This window comes from Ruegeria sp. BB6 (assembly GCF_056539385.1).
In genome coordinates this window covers 764,147-778,605 of the sequence record NZ_JBQFUW010000002.1, presented here as the reverse complement: position 1 = coordinate 778,605, position 14,459 = coordinate 764,147, and the positions used below count along the sequence as shown (strand labels likewise).

At 58.3% G+C, this 14,459-nt stretch carries 16 protein-coding genes; 7 read left to right on the top strand and 9 right to left on the bottom strand.

Annotated features, from left to right (window positions below):
- The 3 genes from ACR0B7_RS08250 to trxB all read right to left on the bottom strand — a co-directional run bounded on the left by ACR0B7_RS08250 (position 1) and on the right by trxB (position 4,672).
- Positions 1-1,719 (bottom strand): bifunctional sulfate adenylyltransferase/adenylylsulfate kinase, encoded by a 1,719-nt coding sequence (locus ACR0B7_RS08250; protein ID WP_170484172.1) that lies wholly within the window; start codon positions 1,717-1,719, stop codon positions 1-3.
- A gap of 217 nt (positions 1,720-1,936) precedes the next feature.
- A complete protein-coding gene (locus ACR0B7_RS08245; RefSeq protein WP_170484170.1) occupies positions 1,937-3,607 on the bottom strand; it encodes an adenylate/guanylate cyclase domain-containing protein in 1,671 nt (556 codons plus the stop codon).
- Positions 3,608-3,730: 123 nt separating this feature from the next.
- Positions 3,731-4,672, bottom strand: a complete 942-nt coding sequence (trxB, locus tag ACR0B7_RS08240; RefSeq protein ID WP_170484168.1) for a thioredoxin-disulfide reductase — start codon at positions 4,670-4,672, stop codon at positions 3,731-3,733.
- Between the two features lie 228 nt (positions 4,673-4,900).
- Here trxB and ACR0B7_RS08235 point away from each other — a divergent pair, with 228 nt between their 5' ends.
- Positions 4,901-5,401: an Lrp/AsnC family transcriptional regulator gene (locus ACR0B7_RS08235; protein WP_170384769.1), complete on the top strand. Its 501-nt coding sequence runs from the start codon at positions 4,901-4,903 to the stop codon at positions 5,399-5,401.
- Positions 5,402-5,520: 119 nt separating this feature from the next.
- Here the strand turns inward: ACR0B7_RS08235 and ACR0B7_RS08230 are convergent, their stop codons facing one another.
- The 5 genes from ACR0B7_RS08230 to lgt all read right to left on the bottom strand — a co-directional run bounded on the left by ACR0B7_RS08230 (position 5,521) and on the right by lgt (position 9,741).
- Positions 5,521-6,303, bottom strand: a complete 783-nt coding sequence (locus ACR0B7_RS08230) for a Hint domain-containing protein (RefSeq protein ID WP_170384768.1) — start codon at positions 6,301-6,303, stop codon at positions 5,521-5,523.
- Positions 6,304-6,636: 333 nt separating this feature from the next.
- Positions 6,637-6,765: a hypothetical protein gene (locus ACR0B7_RS08225; protein WP_480681242.1), complete on the bottom strand. Its 129-nt coding sequence runs from the start codon at positions 6,763-6,765 to the stop codon at positions 6,637-6,639.
- Between the two features lie 269 nt (positions 6,766-7,034).
- Positions 7,035-7,793 carry a peptidoglycan editing factor PgeF gene (gene pgeF / locus ACR0B7_RS08220; RefSeq protein ID WP_170484166.1) on the bottom strand — a complete coding sequence of 253 codons (759 nt, stop codon included), beginning with the start codon at positions 7,791-7,793 and terminating at the stop codon, positions 7,035-7,037.
- Positions 7,790-8,857, bottom strand: a complete 1,068-nt coding sequence (locus ACR0B7_RS08215; RefSeq protein ID WP_170484165.1) for an SAM-dependent methyltransferase — start codon at positions 8,855-8,857, stop codon at positions 7,790-7,792. Before ACR0B7_RS08215 ends, pgeF begins: the two co-directional genes overlap by 4 nt.
- Positions 8,854-9,741 carry a prolipoprotein diacylglyceryl transferase gene (lgt, locus tag ACR0B7_RS08210; RefSeq protein ID WP_170484164.1) on the bottom strand — a complete coding sequence of 296 codons (888 nt, stop codon included), beginning with the start codon at positions 9,739-9,741 and terminating at the stop codon, positions 8,854-8,856. Before lgt ends, ACR0B7_RS08215 begins: the two co-directional genes overlap by 4 nt.
- Positions 9,742-9,838: 97 nt before the next feature.
- Between lgt and ACR0B7_RS08205 the strand changes: the two genes are divergently transcribed.
- The 5 genes from ACR0B7_RS08205 (at position 9,839) to ACR0B7_RS08185 (ending at position 13,034) form a co-directional block, all read left to right on the top strand.
- Positions 9,839-10,087 carry an accessory factor UbiK family protein gene (locus tag ACR0B7_RS08205; RefSeq protein WP_170384762.1) on the top strand — a complete coding sequence of 83 codons (249 nt, stop codon included), beginning with the start codon at positions 9,839-9,841 and terminating at the stop codon, positions 10,085-10,087.
- Positions 10,088-10,397: 310 nt separating this feature from the next.
- Positions 10,398-10,898 (top strand): YbjN domain-containing protein, encoded by a 501-nt coding sequence (locus tag ACR0B7_RS08200; RefSeq protein ID WP_170484163.1) that lies wholly within the window; start codon positions 10,398-10,400, stop codon positions 10,896-10,898.
- A 39-nt stretch (positions 10,899-10,937) separates the two neighbouring features.
- Positions 10,938-11,753: a pyrroline-5-carboxylate reductase gene (proC, locus tag ACR0B7_RS08195; RefSeq protein ID WP_170484162.1), complete on the top strand. Its 816-nt coding sequence runs from the start codon at positions 10,938-10,940 to the stop codon at positions 11,751-11,753.
- Positions 11,746-12,084, top strand: coding sequence for a tRNA-binding protein (locus tag ACR0B7_RS08190; protein ID WP_170484161.1), 339 nt, complete (start codon positions 11,746-11,748; stop codon positions 12,082-12,084). Before proC ends, ACR0B7_RS08190 begins: the two co-directional genes overlap by 8 nt.
- The gene (locus ACR0B7_RS08185) at positions 12,084-13,034 is read left to right on the top strand and encodes a 2-hydroxyacid dehydrogenase (protein WP_170484160.1); all 951 of its coding nucleotides are present in this window, start codon (positions 12,084-12,086) and stop codon (positions 13,032-13,034) included. The genes ACR0B7_RS08190 and ACR0B7_RS08185 overlap by 1 nt, the downstream gene beginning before the upstream one ends.
- Here the strand turns inward: ACR0B7_RS08185 and ACR0B7_RS08180 are convergent.
- Complete coding sequence (locus ACR0B7_RS08180) at positions 13,031-13,609, bottom strand: thymidine kinase (protein WP_170484159.1); 579 nt, start codon at positions 13,607-13,609, stop codon at positions 13,031-13,033. The two genes, ACR0B7_RS08185 and ACR0B7_RS08180, sit on opposite strands and share 4 nt — an antisense overlap.
- Before the next feature lie 354 nt (positions 13,610-13,963).
- Between ACR0B7_RS08180 and ACR0B7_RS08175 the strand changes: the two genes are divergently transcribed.
- Positions 13,964-14,425: a hypothetical protein gene (locus tag ACR0B7_RS08175; protein WP_170484157.1), complete on the top strand. Its 462-nt coding sequence runs from the start codon at positions 13,964-13,966 to the stop codon at positions 14,423-14,425.
- Positions 14,426-14,459 lie beyond the last annotated feature (34 nt).

The following is a 14,459-nucleotide window of genomic DNA, read 5'->3' as shown; positions in this document are numbered from 1 at the left end:
TTAGGACGCTGCGATCAGGCCCATGCTTTCCAGCTTGAGCAGTACCTGATGGGCGCAGTTGTCGACATCCACGTTCTCGGTTTCGACGCTCAGCTCAGGGTTCTGAGGCACGTCATAAGGGTCCGAGATACCGGTGAACTCTTTGATCTTGCCTTCGCGCGCCAGCTTGTACAGACCCTTGCGGTCGCGACGCTCACATTCTTCGATGCTGGTTGAAACGTGCACTTCGCAGAAGGCACCAAACTGTTCGATATCTTCCCGAACCGCGCGGCGCGTGGTCGCGTAAGGTGCGATCGGCGCGCAGATGGCGATGCCACCGTTTTTGGTGATCTCGCTGGCCACATAGCCGATACGACGGATGTTCAGGTCGCGGTGTTCCTTCGAGAAGCCCAGTTCCGACGACAGGTTCTTACGCACGATGTCACCATCCAGCAGCGTAACCGGACGGCCACCCATCTCCATCAGCTTGACCATCAACGCGTTGGCGATGGTGGATTTGCCGGAACCCGAGAACCCGGTGAAGAATACGGTGAAACCCTGCTGGCTGCGCGGCGGTTTGGTCTTGCGCAGCTCGGCCACAACCTCGGGGAAGCTGAACCATTCGGGGATTTCCAGACCCTCCGCCAGACGGCGGCGCAGTTCGGTGCCCGAGATATTCAGGATCGTGACGTTGTCCTTGTCTTCGATCTCGTCATTCGGTTCGTACTGGGCGCGCTCCTGCACATAGACCATGTGCTTGAAGTCAACCATCTCGAGGCCGATCTCGTCCTGGTATTTGCGGAACAGATCCTGCGCATCGTAGGGGCCGTAGAAATCTTCGCCTTGGCTGTTCTTGCCCGGGCCAGCGTGGTCACGACCAACGATGAAGTGGGTGCAGCCGTGGTTGGCGCGGATCAGACCGTGCCAGACCGCCTCACGCGGGCCAGCCATACGCATCGCCAGGTTCAGCAGCGACATCGAGGTGGTCGAGGCCGGGTATTTGTCCAGAACCGCCTCATAGCAACGCACGCGGGTAAAGTGATCGACGTCGCCGGGTTTGGTCATGCCGACAACCGGGTGGATCAGCAGGTTGGCCTGTGCTTCTTTCGCGGCGCGGAAGGTCAGCTCTTGGTGCGCGCGGTGCAGGGGGTTGCGGGTTTGGAACGCAACGATACGACGCCAGCCCAGCTTGCGGAAATAAGCGCGCAGCTCGTTCGGCGTGTCGCGGCGGGCGCGGAAATCATAGTGGACGGGCTGCTGGATGCCGGTGACGGGGCCGCCCAGGTAAACTTTGCCTGCGACGTTGTGCAGGTAGTTCACGGCGGGGTGGGCATCATCATCCGCACCGAACACCTTTTCGGCCTCGCGTGCCTTGTTCGGGGTCCAGCGGTCGGTCACGGTCATGGTGCCGAGGATCACGCCCTCTTGGTCGCGCAGCGCGATGTCCTGACCCAGCTCGATGGTTTCGGCAAAGTCTTCGCTAACATCCAGCGTGATGGGCATCGGCCACAGGGTGCCGTCAGCGAGACGCATATTGTCTACGACGTTGTCGTAATCGGCTTCGGACAGAAACCCTTTCAACGGGTTGAACCCGCCATTCATCAGAAGCTCCAGGTCACAGATTTGACGCGGGCTGAGATCCCAGCTTGTCAAGTCAGCGGCTTCTACTTTCAGCTTCTGAGCTGACTCGTAGGAAACATATAGTTCTGGGATCGGAGCGAGATTACTTAACATCGTCATAGGAATACTCTTGTCGAAGTGCGGTTTTGCCAGTGATTCAGGGGCGTTTGCGGGGCATTTGCCCCGACCGTTTGCCGAAGTCCATATACATTTATGAAACAAAGGACGAAATGCGCGGTTTTTTCGCGGAATGGAAGGATTTTCTGACATCTGCGTTAAAAAGCGACCACGATCCCGGCAATGGCCGACAAATTGGCAGGAACCAGTGAATGTGTTCCTATGCAGGGCTGCCCTGCATCAAGTCCGCCGCGCTTTTTACCGGAAGGGCGGGAATCGGCCGCGTCACGCCGCGCAACTGAAAGGGCCGCAGGTCGATCAGGTCTTGTTCGTACCCCGCCGCCTTGAGCAGATCGGCCGAAACCAAAAGCTCTACCTCCAGGGCCTTGGTTTCTCCTTCCAGTCGGCTGGCCACGTTGACGGCGTCCCCGATGATCGTGCGTGCCGCGTTGCCTGCTGCGCCGATTTCCCCCAGCACCAAATCGCCCAGGTGAAGGCCCATGCCGATTCTTATGCGCGGGCTTCCCTCTGCCTCTAACTGCTGGTTGAACCGCCTCAGCGCACGGCTCACATCAGCGGCGGCGTTCAGGCCGGCCTTGGCTGAGCTTGCTGCGTCAGGCGTTTCAAACACCGCCAGCAGCCCATCACCCATGTATTTGTCGACGACACCCCCGTCCGCGGTGATGGCCGGAACGATGGCGTCAAAAAACCGGTTCAGGAGGAAAACGATGTCATAGGGCAGTTGCCCGGTGGTGCGCGAAGTAAAGCCGCGCATATCCAGAAATAGCACGGCCAGCTTGCGCTCTTGCCCCTGACTGGCATGAGCCCGCTGACGCCCACCATCTGGGCGGAACATCCGAAAAGCGGTGATCGGTTCGGTCGGGCGAATCTGGCACGCCAACCGAGCACCGTCTGGCGCGCTGACGGCTGCCAGGCTGCGCGCCTCAACGTCACTGGGTGCAGGAAGCTGGTCTGCACCGTCCTCGACAATCACCCGGCATGTAGTACAGCGCCCCTTTCCGCCGCACAGTGCGGTGTGTGGGATGCCATTGGCCTGTGATATCTCAAGCAGCGTCATGCCTTTCTCGGCCACCACTTCGGGGCCTTCTACGTACTTGATCCGAACAGAGTGTCTGCGCCGCCATAGCTTGCGCCCAAGAAACACCGCAAGGGACGTGGCCAGCGCGATCCAGAACGCCAGCATTGCGTTGTCTTTGACACTGAAAAGAGCCTGAAATTCCTCGGGCGAGGGCCAGTTGTAGTGCTCGATATATTGTTCGCGCAGGAAAGGATCGGCAAAATCGGCCCAAATCCTACGCCCTTCGGTGAGCAGGCCCGCAAGGGCAAAAGACGGAACAAAAACAGCCAGCCCGATCAGATAGGGGGCCACTTTGGGCCACCAACGGGTAAGTCGAAGCCACATGTGCAACCCAATGCAGCTATGGACCCAGACAACCAGCAAAAGAAGGGTTTGCATGTAGATCGCGGAACTGGGCCACATCAAAGCGATGATATACCCCATCTCGTCATTCACGCTGTAGATCTCGTGCGCATAGCGTGTGTGAACTATGTGGGCGATCAGTTGCAAGGGAATCAGCAACCCAAGCACAACTTGCAGACCGGTGCTAAAGGGCATCCGCAACGTCCGGCGCTGGCTGATCGAATACAAGGCCAAGCCGAAATGGGTCAGCAAAGCCACGTACAAGATTGCGCTGCCAATATCGTGCCGGGTGACAGCGTGGCGCCCGTCCTGCATCCCGTGAAGATAGTCTGTGTGAAAAAGGCCCAGACCAATATTGATGAAATGAAAGAACGCGAAGGCAAACAGGACCAGCCCACTGATAATCCGTAGCCGGGTTGCCCACCCGCCTTGCCATAAAACGCTGTTCACCTGAGCCACCTGGGTTGTCTTGCTCGCGCGTCGAGTCTGATATGAGGTCGGCTGGCGGTCAAGGCAAGGTTGCGCAGGGTAGGGCGAATCCCCCCGGTCGTTCCGGGGGGGGTCTTTTGTATCTTAATCTTGTTCCGCGAGGAAACGTTCCGCGTCCAGCGCGGCCATGCAACCCATGCCAGCGCTGGTGACGGCCTGACGATATATGTGGTCGGTCAGGTCACCTGCGGCAAAAACACCCGGAACCGACGTCTCGGTCGAGCCCGGCTTGGTGACGACATATCCGCCCATATGGGTTTCAAGCGTGTCCTTCACCAACTCGTTCGCAGGTGCGTGACCGATCGCGACGAATACGCCCTTACACGGGATCTCGGAGACCTCGCCGGTCTTTACGTTCTTGACGCGCACGCCTTCGACGCCCAGCGGGGCATCCGTGCCGACGACTTCTTCCAGCTCGTGGAACCACAGCGGCTCGATCTTTTCGTTTTTCAGCAGACGGTCCTGCAGAATTTTCTCGGCCCGCAACTCGTCACGGCGGTGGATCAGCGTCACCTTGCTGGCGAAGTTGGTCAGAAACAGCGCTTCTTCAACCGCAGTGTTGCCGCCACCGATCACCACGATCTCTTGCCCGCGATAGAAGAAGCCGTCACAGGTTGCACAGGCGGATACACCGAACCCCTTGAACTTTTCTTCCGACGGCAGGCCCAGCCATTTGGCGCGTGCACCGGTGGCAAGAATGACGGCGTCGGCCGTATAAACCGTGCCGCTGTCACCCTTTGCGGTGAACGGGCGTTTCGAGGCGTCCAGGTCGTTGATGATATCGCCGATGATTTCGCAACCCATCGCCTTGGCGTGGTCCTGCATGCGCACCATCAGGTCCGGCCCCTGAACTTCGGTATCACCGGGCCAATTCTCGACCTCGGTGGTGGTGGTCAACTGACCGCCGGGTTCGATGCCCTGAACCAGGATCGGTTCAAGCATGGCGCGGCTGGCATAGACGCCCGCAGTATAACCGGCCGGCCCCGATCCGATGATCAGAACCTTCGTGTGACGTGTTTCGGCCATGGTACCCCCAACTCGATCTGCCTGTTTTGGGCGCGTGGCCCCTTGGCGAATGGATATAGCGACCACTGTGCGGCGCTTAAAGCCCCTTCCTGTTCACCATCCGGTATGCAGCCATCGAATAGCGCCTAAAAAAAGAACATTGAAAATAAAGAATATTGCGCTTTCACGAAAGATTATTGCGCATCTTTGGGGTGCTGATATAACAACCGAAAAAATCAGGAGCAATTGATGGTCGCGACACGGCTGGATGAGATTGACCGCAAGATTCTGGCGGAATTGCAGGCAGACGGTCGCATGACCAATGTCGAACTGGCAAAGCGCGTGGGAATTTCTGCCCCGCCCTGCCTGAGACGTGTTCGCACGTTGGAAGAATCCGGGCTGATCCGCGGATATCATGCCGAGGTAAACTCGCGCGAGTTGGGTTTCGAGGTTCAGGTCTTTGCCATGGTCGGATTGGAAAGCCAGGCGGAATCCGAACTCAGCGCCTTTGAAGAACGCTGCCGCGACTGGCCGCTGGTCCGTGAGTGTCACATGCTCAACGGTGAGGTCGATTTCATCCTGAAATGCGTAGCCCCGGACCTGAGCAGTTTTCAGCAGTTCCTCACAGGTGAGCTGCTGACTACGCCGAACGTAGCCAGTGTGAAAACGTCGCTGGTGATCCGGGGTGCTAAGGACGAGCCCGGTGTGCCTTTTGACGTGCTGGAAGAACGAATGAGCCGGATGGCTTAAAGCGCATCCGTTTATGTGCGGCACAACACGGTGGCAGAATCGCCGTGACGATCAGAAACAGTGCCCAACCCAATAAAATCTGCAAAAAGCCCCCACTTTGCAGTTATCGTTGTATTTTTTTACGCTGTGATCGCGTCGACCTCTCCGTCACCGGCACGCGGCATCAGCAGCGGACCAAAGTCGTTCAGCGAATCGACATGCGCAAACAGGTTCAGGTAAATAGTCCGCAGTGAATGGCTGATCATTCGCACGGCGTTCACACCGGGGTGATATGTCTCGAACTGAAGCCCGTCGACTTTGATCACCGCGTGGCGTTTCAGGCAGATGTGAAACAGCTCGACCGGTGTGGGCGGCAGAGTTTCGATTACGCTCATACCGTCCTGAAATTCATGAACAGGTGTCAGGATCGTTTCGTTGCTGTGCAGGTGGCGAAGGTGGGCAGGAGTGCCGACGATACGTGCTGCTGGCCCCGCAATTACGCCTGACAGTGGCTTTTGCATACCAAACGTGTCCGCCATGATGCGCGTCAATGGTCGGGTGCGGCCCCGCGAATCCTCTCGGCCCGGGATCAGGGTGACGGAACCTTTCCATAACACGGTCTGCGAGGATCCGTCCTGAGTCAAAACAGTGTCGCCCGGCAGAAGGTCCTCAATCGCAAGCGGGCCTGTTTTGGTCTCGACCAGCGAGCCGCGCGTAAAGGCACAAAATGCGTCCTCGAACATTGGCAGGGCAGGCGCGATGTGCCGGGTCTGTGAAATGTCACCGTTCGGCATAAGCGCGCTGACCTCATAGCGCCGCAGCTGCGCCTTAGGCTTGTTAGGCGTCCTTGATGCATCGCGCAGCATTGCCGATGTATCAACGGCATTCCTGGCAGCACGCGAGAGCGAATGTGGAATAGGCATTGTTATTCCGTCCCTTCTAGAGCCTGCTCAGACAGGAGGACTCTTCGGTCCAAGCCCGTCTGACCAGTTTTATTTTTTGTTTTGATTGAAAGGGCAACACCAGGGCGACGACTGTATCGACGACGCGACGAAATGAAGTTCCGCAGACCCTTGGCCAACATTTTGACCCCCCAAACAAACTCACAACAACGCAGGCGGTAATTGCCGGCGCACACATGCCCCTGATCCTGGCCGCGACCAATACGTGCGGCAGGTCACACATCGGACCGGAGCACCCCTCCGATGTGTTTCTTGACCCTGGGGGCCGGCAGCTTGGCACCCTGGGCATCTCGTTCAGCCCTGCGCCGCCAGGCGGCGGGCAACTCTGATCGAGTGGCTGGAGACATGTTTCCATGGCATCTCCAGCCCCTTCTCTTTGCTCGCCGCGACAACGGCGATGAGAAAGCGAGATTTTACCTTCATTTTATGTTCCTGCTCCTCAGGGGTTTGACACCCCGTTCCCTCTGATTACCCAATGTGACGCCATATTGAGGCACCGATAAGGCTGATCCGGGATCAATTCAGGACAAAATGAAGGTTGGCAGCTCCTCTTTCTTAATACTGTCCGACTCTGCTGGAGCATTGGCAGATAAGCACCTGAGAGCGGACAATAAAAATCAAATTGTTCCGACTCAGATAGACACAAAGAATGTGGCGAAAAAGCGGCGAAATTGCCACAATTCAGACTTGGTTTACAATTTGATTGCAGAAATCAGCCTGCCATAGTCGGCTTCTTTCGCATGGGTCGACCGGCGGTATGAATAAAACCTGTCAGGGTCGGAATACGTACAATGGCGCGTCCACTCGGCCTGACCGATTCCCGCCTGCCGCAGCCTATGCAGGCCAAATGCAGGCAGGTCGAATTGAACCCTGTCGCCGGTTCCGTTTGCAAAGAACCGTAGATTATCGGGCGAGTCCGCAACAAAATCATCCAGGAATTCCGGGCCGACCTCATAGGCGCTTTGTGAAATTGTCGGCCCGATCACTGCGACGGTACTTTCGCGCTTTGCCCCCAATGCTTCCATAGCGTCCAGCGTCGCTTCTAGCACGCCATCCAATGCGCCGCGCCATCCGGCATGAGCTGCCCCGACGACTTGCGCGTCGGAATCGGCGAACAAAACCGGCTGACAATCTGCTGTCAAAATGGTTAACGCCAGACCGGGCGTCGATGTGACGACGGCGTCTGCCTTTGGTTTGCTACCATTGATAGGGGCGTCGACCGTCAGCACCGTCGGGGAGTGGACCTGATGAACCCCTATCAAGGCGTCGGGGGCGACCTCCATCGCGTCCGCGACGCGATTGCGGTTGATCGTAACGGCCTCGGTCTGATCGGACGACCCGTACCCACAGTTGAGCCCGGCGAAAATGCCGGAAGATGCACCTCCGCGACGGCTGAAGAACCCGTGGCGAACAGAGGACAGCATGTCCGATGTCAGAATTTCCAGTGTCATGATTCCAGTCCCGGAGGAGGGGCGGCGTAGGAAGGGTAGAGGCCCAGTACTTTAAACAGGTTTCCCATTTCATCCGGGTGCGTCAACCGGCGATGTGCAGAAACCAGCAAATCAAGCTCGTCCCCGCCGAGAGGCGCGGCAAGCGCCTGCGCACGTGCCGTGATTCCCAGTCGCTCCAGAAACACACCCTGTGGTGTCAGGCGCGTGTGGGCGCATCCGGCGGCGCGTGTTGCTGTGGCCAGGGGTTCAAAGTCCACATGGGCTGTAAGGTCGGCTTTTCCGGGGTCTGTAAGCGGCTCCGTCCGCTCATGTGCGCGAACGGCCTGTAGCGTGTCGCCCAACGAGTGCCAGTCGCCATAGTCGATGATTAGTCCGGCACCACCATGCGTCGCGATCCGGCCAGCCACGACGGTGATAATCGGAATCGCGGATGGGCAGAGTTCGACTAGATCGCCGTCTTGCGTATCGTCCAGCCGATCTGTCAAAGCCACCTGATCCGCTTTCGGACCCATTCCGAAGGTCAGCGAGTCGCCATCCCTTCCGATCAGGCGTTCCCGCCAACCATCCTCGTCGCGCAGAAACTGGCGGATGGGCAGCGCATCGAAGAATTCGTTTGCAACCAGGAACAACGGTGCATCAGGCAGATCTGCAACCGTGTCGATCCAGAGAGGAGCGTAATCGCACAGTGTTTCCGACTGGATGCCCCGCAGGGCAGGCGAGGCTTCAAACAGAACGACCTGAGCCGCGTCGTGAAATCCCTTAACGCCTTTTGTCGCGCGCAGGATATCAGCCATCAGCGTGCCACGCCCCGGTCCCAGTTCGGCAAGAACAAAGCGCTCGGGATGCCCCTGATCCAGCCAGCTTTGCGCCAGCGACAAGCCGATCAATTCTCCGAACATCTGGCTTATTTCAGGGGCGGTGACAAAGTCCCCCCGTGCGCCCAAAGGGTCGCGCGTTGAGTAGTATCCAAGCGTCGGATGCAGCAAACACTCGGTCATGTAGTCGGCCACGCTCATCGGACCGTCTTGCGCTATGCGCACAAGCAAGTGATCGGCCAGCGTCATCGTGCCGCCCGCGCACGTAGCGCGAACCACAGCCCAAGTGCGATCATGGGAATTGACAGCAATTGACCCATCGTCAGCCCATAGCCGCCGATATGCCATGCCAGCCCCAGCGGATTACCGGGCGAGATGAATTGCGCATCCGGTTGCCGGAAGAATTCGACAATAAATCGCGAGGCACCATAACCGGCCATGAAGACGCCCATGATCAAACCGGGTTTTTGGAACGCGCCGCGCCGATAGGCCAGCCAAAGCAGCACTGCCCCCAGCAGCAGCCCTTCTAGCACTGCTTCATAAAGTTGTGACGGGTGCCGTGCGCACATTCCGACCAATACGCCGGGGCAATCCTGCGCGGCCCCTCCGGGAAAGATGACGGCCCACGGCACCTCGCTGGGGCGTCCCCACAATTCCGCGTTTATGAAGTTGGCCAGCCGTCCCAGCAACAGCCCCGGCGGAACCGCGTGCGCGATGAGGTCCGCCAAAGACAATACCGAAATCTTGTGGCGACGGGCATAGAGGTAAGAGGCAACGACCACGCCGAGCAGTCCGCCGTGAAAGGCCATCCCACCTTGCCAGACTTTCAGGATGTCCTGCGGATTCGCCAGATAGTAGGCGGGTTGATAGAACAGCACGAAACCCAGCCGACCGCCCAGAATGACGCCGAGAATGATCCAGGTCAGCAGATCTTCCAGTTGCTCGGGCTTCATAGGCGGCGTTGATTCCCGCCAGAGGGCAGGCCGCCGCAGAGCCATCACCCCCAAGCGCCACGCGATCAGAATACCTGCAATATAAGCCAGCGCGTACCAGCGCAGCGCGAACTCTGTTCCGAACAGAGAGATCGAGAACAGTTCGGGCGACAGATCGGGGAAATTCAGAACAGCCTGCATGTGCGTCTCATTGCCCGGGGTTAGCAGTGCAAGTCAACCTTGAGCCCGCGCCATTCTTTACCCATATAGGGGGTGACCTCGATATCGGAGCAAAGCCATGCAAACCCGCAACAAGATTCTCGACGATGTATCCCAGCTTATGACCAACGCAATGGGCGTGGCTCAGGGCGCACGAGAAGAAGCAGAGAATGCGATGAAGTCGATGATCGACCGCTGGCTGGCCGACCGGGATTTTGTCACGCGCGAAGAATTCGACGCCGTTCGCGCGATGGCTCAGAAAGCGCGAGAGGAGAATGCGGCGCTGGAAGAGCGCATCGCCGCGCTTGAGGCGAAACTGGACAAGTAACGTCCGAATCCAAATTTTCGATGCAAGAGAAACGCCGCGCGATCCGGGTAGGGATTGTGCGGTGTTGTGCATCTTGCCGCCTTGCGGAATTTAATCAAGACAAAGCTGCACGTGACGCCAATATTTTGATCGCCGTGACCGTTCGTCCACAACTTATTGCTGTTATCCCCAATAAATAGGGTTGCCAGACGGGTACTGGCAGCGCACCATATTTAGTACAGGCCCACGGGGGAAGCCCGGCTTGTAGAGCAGGCAACTAGCGCTGGGGCGCTGCCAGCCCCAAAATGCTAGAAATTAGTGAGGTGGCATTATGGCCCTTTCCGAGCAGTTTCTTGAAGAAGACCTTCATCCGATCGACATTGTTGAACACTTGGCTGAACACCACGACTGGGACTTTGACCGGATCGGGGATGACCAGATCGCAATGGCCGTCGAAGGACAGTGGCGCACTTACTCGATTACGCTGGCTTGGTCGAACTATGACGAAACCCTGCGCATGGTGTGTTCGTTTGAAATGGACCCACCGTCCGAGCGTGAATCCGAGCTTTATGAACTGCTGAACAAGATGAATGATCAGTGCTGGGCGGGTGCGTTCACGTATTGGGCAAACCAGAAGCTGATGGTCTATCGCTACGGTCTGGTTCTCGCTGGCGGACAGACGGCCAGCCCCGAACAAATTGACACGATGATAACCGCAGCGGTCCTGAGCGCCGAGCGGTATTACCCCGCGATCCAGTTGGTCACATGGGGCAACCGCGAACCCGAAGACGCAATGCAGGTCGCCATTGCAGAGGCTTACGGGCGCGCGTAAAGCTTTGCCCCAAACCGACAAGTAAGGGGAGGGGCAATCATGGACATGTCACGCGTCGCCGAACAGGGGCTGGTGCTTCTGGGATGCGGCAAGATGGGATCGGCCATGCTCGCTGGATGGTTGGAGCATGGCCTTACTGCGTCCTCGGTCTGGGTCGTTGATCCGTACCCATCGGACTGGTTGAAGGCGCGGGGCGTCAACATCAATACACCGCTGCCCGAAGCCCCTGCCGTGGTGCTGGTGGCCGTCAAGCCGCAGATGATGGGCGAGGCACTGCCTGCGATCAAGGCGCTGGGCGGCGGCGGCAGCCTATTCGTTTCGGTCGCGGCCGGGACCTCGACCGCCACATTCGAGTCCGTATTGGGCGCGGGCACGCCAATCGTGCGCGCGATGCCAAACACACCGGCAGCGATCCGACAGGGGATCACGGCTTTGATCGGGAATTCTGTTGCATCGGATGACGATGTCGCGCTGGCCGAAAACCTGTTGTCAGCCATTGGCGAGACCGTCCGGCTGGATGACGAATCTCAGATGGACGCGGTTACGGGGCTTAGTGGTTCTGGCCCGGCCTATGTCTTCCACCTGATCGAAACCTTGGCCGCTGCGGGTCAGGCGCAGGGATTGCCGCACGATCTGGCGATGAAACTGGCCAAATCTACTGTGGCCGGGGCTGGGGCGCTGGCGATGGCTGCTGACGAAGATCCATCACAACTGCGGATCAACGTGACCTCTCCCAACGGTACGACTCAGGCCGCGCTTGAGGTGTTGATGCACGAAGAGGAAGGCTTCCCCGATCTGCTGCACCGTGCCGTGAAAGCCGCCACTGATCGATCCAAGGAGCTGTCTCGTGAGTGAGATTTCATTCGATGATTTTCTCAAGGTCGACATTCGCGTCGGCAAGGTCATCCGTGCGGAACCGTACCCCGAGGCGCGAAAGCCCGCGATCAAGATGTGGATCGACTTTGGCGATGGGATTGGCGAGCGCAAGACGTCGGCCCAGATCACCACGCATTACGATCCGGCTACGCTGGTGGGCAAACAGGTGATGGCTGTGGTGAACTTCCCCCCGCGTCAGATCGGTCGCTTCATGTCAGAAGTGCTGGTGTTGGGCCTTCCCGATGAAAATGGCGAGATTGTACTGATCGGCCCTGATGGTGAAGTTCCTGTCGGCGGGCGGATGCACTGATGAGATTGCTAGTTGCCCGCCCAATGACAGCGGCCGTCACAGCACGCGCGCAGGCTGAATTTGATGTCGAGTTTCGCGAAGAGACGTTGCCGATGACGCAGGACGAGATGCTGCGCGCCCTGACCGAATTCGACGTGGTGGTCCCGACTTTGGGCGATCTTTTTTCGGAACAGATCTTCGCGCAGGTGTCCAACCCGCGCTGCAAATTGCTGGCAAATTTCGGGGTCGGGTATAATCACATCGACGTGGACGCGGCACGGGCCGCAGGCGTTGCCGTGACGAACACTCCGGGTGCGGTCACGGATGCAACCGCCGACATAGCGATGACCTTGCTGCTTTCTACCGCTCGGCGTGCGGGGGAAGGGGAACGGCAAGTCCGGGCTGGCACTTGGCAAGGATGGCATCCCACACAGATGCTGGGCCATCACGTGACCGGCAAGCGTGTTGGGATTGTCGGCATGGGCCGCATCGGTCAGGCGATCGCGCGTCGGTGCCACTTTGGGTTTGGCATGCAGGTCCTCTATCAATCCCGCAGCAAGAAAGAGATCGACTTTCCGGCGGAATATGTTCCTGACCTGCAAGAGCTGTGCGCCAAGGTCGATTTCCTGATCCTGGCGGTCCCCGGAGGCGCGGAAACCCGTCACCTGATTGATGCGCAGATACTAGAGGCGATGAACCCTTCGGCCCTTCTGATCAATATCGCGCGCGGAGAAGTCGTGGACGAAGCTGCGTTGATCGCTGCGCTGCGCTCTGGTCAGATTGCCGGGGCGGGTTTGGATGTCTACGAGTTCGAGCCCACAGTCCCGCTGGTCCTGCGTGAAATGGAGAACGTGACATTGTTGCCCCATCTGGGCACCGCGACCGAAGAAGTGCGCAGCGATATGGGGCACATGGCTCTGGACAACGTTGCCGCCTTTATCGACGGGCGTCCGCTGCCGAACCCGGTTTAGCTGCCCACAGCCTCACGCCAGTGTTTGCGGCAAAGCGAGACGTAGGTTTCGTTCCCGCCAATCTGTACCTGCGCGCCTTCGGTGATGGTGTTGCCGTTCTCATCCTGACGAATCACCATGGTCGCCTTGCGTCCACATTCACAGATGGTACGAACCTCGCGCATTTCGTCGGCCAACGCCAATAACGCAGCCGAGCCGGGAAACAGTCGTCCCTGAAAATCCACCCGCAGCCCATAGGCCAGTACCGGGACGTGCAGGTCGTCCACGGCGCGCGCAAGCTGCCAGACTTGATCGTCGGTCAGAAACTGTGCTTCGTCCACGAACACGCAAGCGACATCACCCTTGTCCAACCGCGCCTTGATCATGGCAAACACATCGTCGCCTGCGCCGAACGTATCGGCCTCGGCCGAAATGCCGATACGCGAGGCAATCTTGCCCACACCCGCGCGCCCATCCAATGCGGCCGTCATCAGATAGGTGTCCATGCCCCGCTCGCGGTAGTTGTGCGAGGCTTGCAGCAGAACGGCCGATTTGCCTGCGTTCATAGTGGAATAATTGAAGTACAGCTTTGCCATGGCCCGGGTCTAAAACGCCTGACCGATGCGGGCAAGTCATCAAACGCCAAGATGAAGCGACGCCGCCGTTGTCGTTGCCAGGGTCGAGCATAAGCTCAATGGGGATGGATACCCGAACGTCAACAACAGCGACGTCGTCGGCCAACATGCGGCCTGAACGGTGCAGGGCCAGAAAAACGCCCCGCGGTCACTCGTAACCGGCATGAACTGCCGCCACTCACTCACAAAACCCCCGCATATCTGAGGGATAGCCAATATATACCATTTCAATTATGACTCGGTTATGGGAAATTTCGTTTCCCTTTCCCCCGCAATGGCAGATGCGGTAGGGCGGCAGGCAACAGAGGTTAAAACATGGCAGATATCGGGGCCTATCTGAAAAAGCATACCGAAGCGTTGGTTAAGGACGTTGGAATCGAATCCGCTTGTGAGATTACCGGCAAGTCCAAGGCGACTTTGGGCCGATATTACTCCGACAATGCCGAACATGCCGATCGGTTCATGCCTGTGGACTCGGTGGCGCGGCTAGAGGCTGTGGCAAACTTCCCGCATGTGACGTCGGCGCTGGCCGATCTCAAGAACATAACGCTGTCGTATGACGGGCGGAACGCCGACACCCCGCGCACAGGGGGGGTGAACTCGGACGTAATCGCTCTGAGTCAGCGGTTTGCTATGCTGATGACCGAATATCAGGCCGCGATCGAAGACGGTATTATCACCGTGAACGAAGCGAAGCGCCTGTTGAAAGAAACCAGCCTTCTGCAACAGGTGTTGATCGAGATGAAGCTGCACCTTGAAGAAGAAAGCGTTAGCTGAACCCTCTGCTCTTACGCGTTGAATAGGGGCGCGG

Coding starts and splice junctions, on each gene's coding strand:
- ACR0B7_RS08250 (WP_170484172.1), bottom strand. CDS start 1,719: ATGACGATGTTAAGTAATCTCGCTCCGATCCCAGAACTATATGTTTCC.
- trxB (WP_170484168.1), bottom strand. CDS start 4,672: ATGGCCGAAACACGTCACACGAAGGTTCTGATCATCGGATCGGGGCCG.
- ACR0B7_RS08235 (WP_170384769.1), top strand. CDS start 4,901: ATGGTCGCGACACGGCTGGATGAGATTGACCGCAAGATTCTGGCGGAA.
- ACR0B7_RS08230 (WP_170384768.1), bottom strand. CDS start 6,303: ATGCCTATTCCACATTCGCTCTCGCGTGCTGCCAGGAATGCCGTTGAT.
- ACR0B7_RS08225 (WP_480681242.1), bottom strand. CDS start 6,765: ATGAAGGTAAAATCTCGCTTTCTCATCGCCGTTGTCGCGGCGAGCAAA.
- pgeF (WP_170484166.1), bottom strand. CDS start 7,793: ATGACACTGGAAATTCTGACATCGGACATGCTGTCCTCTGTTCGCCAC.
- ACR0B7_RS08215 (WP_170484165.1), bottom strand. CDS start 8,857: ATGACGCTGGCCGATCACTTGCTTGTGCGCATAGCGCAAGACGGTCCG.
- lgt (WP_170484164.1), bottom strand. CDS start 9,741: ATGCAGGCTGTTCTGAATTTCCCCGATCTGTCGCCCGAACTGTTCTCG.
- ACR0B7_RS08205 (WP_170384762.1), top strand. CDS start 9,839: ATGCAAACCCGCAACAAGATTCTCGACGATGTATCCCAGCTTATGACC.
- ACR0B7_RS08200 (WP_170484163.1), top strand. CDS start 10,398: ATGGCCCTTTCCGAGCAGTTTCTTGAAGAAGACCTTCATCCGATCGAC.
- proC (WP_170484162.1), top strand. CDS start 10,938: ATGGACATGTCACGCGTCGCCGAACAGGGGCTGGTGCTTCTGGGATGC.
- ACR0B7_RS08185 (WP_170484160.1), top strand. CDS start 12,084: ATGAGATTGCTAGTTGCCCGCCCAATGACAGCGGCCGTCACAGCACGC.
- ACR0B7_RS08180 (WP_170484159.1), bottom strand. CDS start 13,609: ATGGCAAAGCTGTACTTCAATTATTCCACTATGAACGCAGGCAAATCG.
- ACR0B7_RS08175 (WP_170484157.1), top strand. CDS start 13,964: ATGGCAGATATCGGGGCCTATCTGAAAAAGCATACCGAAGCGTTGGTT.